This is a genomic window from Candidatus Hydrogenedentota bacterium (genome assembly GCA_016791475.1).
GTDB lineage: Bacteria > Hydrogenedentota > Hydrogenedentia > Hydrogenedentales > JAEUWI01 > JAEUWI01.
In genome coordinates this window covers 1-4,215 of record JAEUWI010000108.1, presented here as the reverse complement: position 1 = coordinate 4,215, position 4,215 = coordinate 1, and the positions used below count along the sequence as shown (strand labels likewise).

Annotated in this window: 6 protein-coding genes; 5 read left to right on the top strand and 1 reads right to left on the bottom strand. The window is 57.9% G+C overall.

All coding sequences use genetic code 11. The annotated features are described in order from the left end of the window. The first annotated feature begins 166 nt into the window (after nt 1-166). The 5 genes from JNK74_28090 to JNK74_28070 all read left to right on the top strand — a co-directional run bounded on the left by JNK74_28090 (nt 167) and on the right by JNK74_28070 (nt 3,420). Complete coding sequence (locus tag JNK74_28090) at nt 167-811, top strand: hypothetical protein (GenBank protein ID MBL7650050.1); 645 nt, start codon at nt 167-169, stop codon at nt 809-811. Further along, nucleotides 805-1,506, top strand: coding sequence for a hypothetical protein (locus JNK74_28085; protein MBL7650049.1), 702 nt, complete (start codon nt 805-807; stop codon nt 1,504-1,506). Before JNK74_28090 ends, JNK74_28085 begins: the two co-directional genes overlap by 7 nt. Further along, nucleotides 1,499-2,092: a hypothetical protein gene (locus JNK74_28080; GenBank protein ID MBL7650048.1), complete on the top strand. Its 594-nt coding sequence runs from the start codon at nt 1,499-1,501 to the stop codon at nt 2,090-2,092. Before JNK74_28085 ends, JNK74_28080 begins: the two co-directional genes overlap by 8 nt. 39 nt (nt 2,093-2,131) lie before the next feature. After that, nucleotides 2,132-2,449, top strand: a complete 318-nt coding sequence (locus JNK74_28075; protein ID MBL7650047.1) for a transposase — start codon at nt 2,132-2,134, stop codon at nt 2,447-2,449. A 101-nt stretch (nt 2,450-2,550) separates the two neighbouring features. Beyond that, nucleotides 2,551-3,420: an IS3 family transposase gene (locus JNK74_28070; GenBank protein MBL7650046.1), complete on the top strand. Its 870-nt coding sequence runs from the start codon at nt 2,551-2,553 to the stop codon at nt 3,418-3,420. 237 nt (nt 3,421-3,657) lie between these two features. Here JNK74_28070 and JNK74_28065 read toward each other — a convergent pair whose 3' ends face one another. After that, nucleotides 3,658-3,948 carry a hypothetical protein gene (locus tag JNK74_28065; GenBank protein MBL7650045.1) on the bottom strand — a complete coding sequence of 97 codons (291 nt, stop codon included), beginning with the start codon at nt 3,946-3,948 and terminating at the stop codon, nt 3,658-3,660. Between the last annotated feature and the right edge of the window lie 267 nt (nt 3,949-4,215).

The window sequence follows — 4,215 nt, the reverse complement described above, 5'->3', positions numbered from 1 at the left end:
CCCTCTTTCGCCCGACGTCATCTTTGCGCTTCGGCCGGCCTTGCCCAACCCACTTAAGCACCCGTCCAGTCAGGGGTTAGGCATGGCTTCACAACCAACTTCCAATCCCCTCTAAAGGTGGTGTACACTTGGGTTCAGGCTTGGGTGAGGGACAGGCTGTGGGCCCATGCTGACCATCTCCTCACGAGACGACGAGATCCTCGATTCTCTCACCCTGCGCGTGCGGTTGTTCACCCTGGATCAAGTCGCACGATGCTGGTGGCCCGGCGCGAAGTCGGCACGGCAATCGGCGTTGAACCGCCTCCGCCAGCTCGAACTGGCCGACAAAGTCCACCTCTTCGAGCTGCCCGCTCACCCCGAACTTCCCCTCACCGAGCCCGAGGCGATCTGGAAGCCGAAGGCCCCGATCCCCGATTTTCACCGGCTGAGTTACCGCCTTTCCAGCCGGTGGAAGCAGCCGCCGATTCTCCATCTGGGGGTCATCGCTTCCCGTGCCTCGGGGCGTCACTACGGCGGCTGGGGCGGACGCAAACCGCGCCAAACGGAGCGGACCCACGACCTCCACATGGCCGCCGTGTTCCTCCTGAAGCGGGCCCGGGATCCGGAATCGGTGGTCCACTGGATCTCCGAGGAGAAGGTTCGCGAGGGGCAGAAGCGGCGCCGGGGCGATGGCAAGCAGCACGTGCCCGATGCCATTGTGAAGCGGCCCAAGCGGACCGTCATCGAGTTCGGGGGCTCCTACCCCGCCGACAAGCTGGCCTCCTTCCATGACTACTGCGCGGCGCAGGGGTGGCCCTACGAAATATGGTAGAGGGGGAAAACACACTCGACCTGGGGGCCCTGATCCTCGAACACATCGGGCGCTACCGCATCTCCTTCCTGCCCGTGATGGAGCGGGTGTACGGTGGCCTCGGGAACGTCAAAGGAGCCGTCCAGAAACTCCAGAAGGCCGGGCTCATCACCGCACGGGGCCCGAAGTCGGGCTATGGAAGCATCCTGGGCGGCTATACCGCTTATCAGGTCACGGCAAAGGGTGCGACGCAGGCGGGCTTTACGGTGAAGCGGGCCGTACTCCTCAAAGACAACAAGCTCGAGATCTCCTTCCGGATCCTCTGGCTCTGCTGCATGAGCGATCCACGCTACCGTCGGTTGGAGGAAAGTCACCTTAAGCAGTTGTTCAACGATCCCCTAACCAGGAACGGCTACTACTGCATGGAGATGGATGGCCACCACCGGATCTATCGCATCCGCCTCCTCGGCCAGGATTCGAAGGATGACCATGCCCTTCGAGAAACGCGCGATGACTTGGTGAAATGTGGCGAGCTGCCCATATTGAAGGAATTCTGTCAGTACGGTCGCTACGGGAACCTGCTGGTGGTCAGCAAGCCCGAGCGGCGGCGGCGCCTGGAAGAGAGGATAAACAAGCAGGGACTCAAAGAGTTTGGACATGTCCGGGTGGCGCTGGTGCCCGACCTGGCGGAGATCAAGGGGGTATTCAATGATTGACGATTTATTCAGTGCTGGCTCATTCGCGGCCAAGGCCATCCGGCGCAGTCTGTTGCGCTACACCCGCCGACCCATCGAGTATAATTTTGATCGGCTCCCCACGCCCGAACAATACCAGAACATGGAGCTGGCCTTTCGGGAAGATTTCTTCGATCCACCCCAGTTCTCTCCCATGCACTTCTTCAGCTACGTCAAGTATGCGACGCTCATCCTTCTGTTCTTGATCGGGTATTTCATATTCGGCATCGCGATAGTCACTGCGATTTTCACCGTGCTTCTGTTCGCCTGGCCCGAGCTCTTCAGCCGTCAAAGCGCCATGGCGCTGTTTCGGGCTCACTTTCAGATTTCCCTCGCGGTGACCGTCGCACTACTGGTCGTGGTGGCGTACCTGGTTGTGGACGTGTTCAGCGGCAGCCCTGTGGCGGTATTGATCATTGGGTTTCCGACGCTCCACCTGCTCAAGCGTACGACGATTGAATTCGCCTACTTCAGTTGTTCATGGATGTACACTCATCCGTGCCTTACCAACGACGAGCGCAAGGACATCTTCAGTAAACTTGTTTTGTTTCAGTTGGAATCGGAGTGAATACCCTGTAAGTTAATCACAACCTACGGAGGATTCACGATGAAACGTCAACGGAAGCATTATAGCGGCGCTGAGAAGGTGGCGATACTGCGGCGACACTTTCTGGATGGGGTAGCGATATCGGCCCTTTGCGAGGAGTTGGGCCTCGCGCCGACGCTGTTCTACCGCTGGCAGAAGGAGTTTTTCGAGAACGGGGCGGCGGCCTTCGAGACGTCCTCGAAGGGCAAGCGCAAGGAGGAAGGCCGGCAGGCGCAGCGCATGGAGGCGCTGGAGGCGAAGCTGGCCACGAAGAACGAGGTGCTTTCGGAGCTGATGGAGGAGCACGTCAAGTTAAAAAAAGCACTTGGGGAAATCTAAAGGACCGCTGGGTTCCCCATGACACACGAGACGCGGTCATCGACTTCGCCAATTACTGGACGGGGCGCACCGGGATTTCCACAGCCCGGTTCATCCGTTGGCTGGGCCTTTCGCCCGGCAAGTTTTACGATTGGAAGAAGCGCTACGGGAAGGTGAACGAGCACAACGCGTGGGTGTCGCGCGACCACTGGCTGCTTCCCTGGGAAAAGGAGGCCATCGTGGCGTATTTCACCAAGCATCCCCTGGAAGGTTGCCGCCGCCTGGCCTTCATGATGCTGGACGCGGACGTGGTGGCCGTAAGCCCGTCGAGCGTGTGGCGGGTGCTGCGGGCCGAGGACCTGCTGCGGCCCTGGAAGGGCAAGGCGTCCAAGAAAGGAACGGGCTTTGTCCAACCCCTCAAGCCCCATGAACATTGGCATATCGACGTGTCGTACCTGAATATCTCGGGGACCTTCTACTATCTCTGCTGTGTCCTGGACGGCTTCAGCCGCGCCGTCGTGCACTGGGATATCCGCGGGTCCATGACCGAGGCCGAAGTGGAGCTCATCCTGCTGGTGGCCCGGGAAAAACACCCCGGGGCCACGCCGCGCATCATCAGCGACAACGGCCCCCAGTTCCTCGCCAGGGACTTCAAGGAGTTCATCCGCATCAACGGCATGACCCACGTGAAGACCTCCCCCTACTACCCCCAGTCCAACGGTAAGATCGAACGCTTCCACAAGACCATCAAACAGGAGTGCATCCGACCCAGGACCCCGCTGGACCTCCAAGACGCAAAGCGCGTCGTCGGCCAATACATCACCGAATACAACACCGTGCGGCTCCACAGCGCCATCGGCTACGTGACGCCCCAGGACATGCTCGACGGCAGGCAGGCCGAGATCCACGCCGAGCGCGACCGCAAGCTCGAAGCGGCCCGGGAACAGCGCCGCAGAATGCGACAGTTGAATCAGCAGGCCCAAGTCGCCTAACGTGACGATGCCGGGCGAAACGGAAGGCGGCTCTGCGGGAGCGCAACCGCCCGAGGGATACCCCGGCCAGGCTCATCAGACGATGAGGGGGCGTGGCGCGCAAGCTGTGTCACGCCCACCAGCACCTTCATCGGACGATAGACCTGCCATACCTAAAAAAACTCACGCCCGAAGGGCGGTTAAAGATGCTGAGTGCAACTGACCGCATTCACTAAGAAATACAGGTACCACTCCGATTCAGGCTGAGACAACACACAGGGCATCTTTCGTTTCCCCGGCCATTCGGTAATACAAACGAACGGCACGTGACGCTTCCTCGATCTGGAAAGGGTGCTGACCTTTGTCTTGCAGCTTTTCGGCGAATAGACCAAGGCTCAGTTCGTCAAGGTATCCATTCCCGTATTTGTGGCAGAAATCCAGATAATAGCGTAGCCATTTCCGGTGCTCGCCATGACGGTTGGCATCAACCGCCTCCCGTTCCAGCCAATCGTCATATTTGTCCAAAAGCGCCTTCGGCAACGTGATCATATGGGATATCCTCTTCACATTTATTATGAAAATAATATGATATCCATAAGGAAAAATTTCAAGTATTTTCTTGAAATTGCCAATTGTTAAGTGTAATCTAGCATTTTTTGAGTGGAGTTGTCTGATCGGGCACTCATGATCGGCACCACCTAAGACGAGATATAAAGAAACGAATTAATAATTTGTTGGGCTATACCAAGGATTTATAAATATGACATTTCCTATTCTTGAATACGACTCAACTCGTATAGCTTTTATTGAACCTTC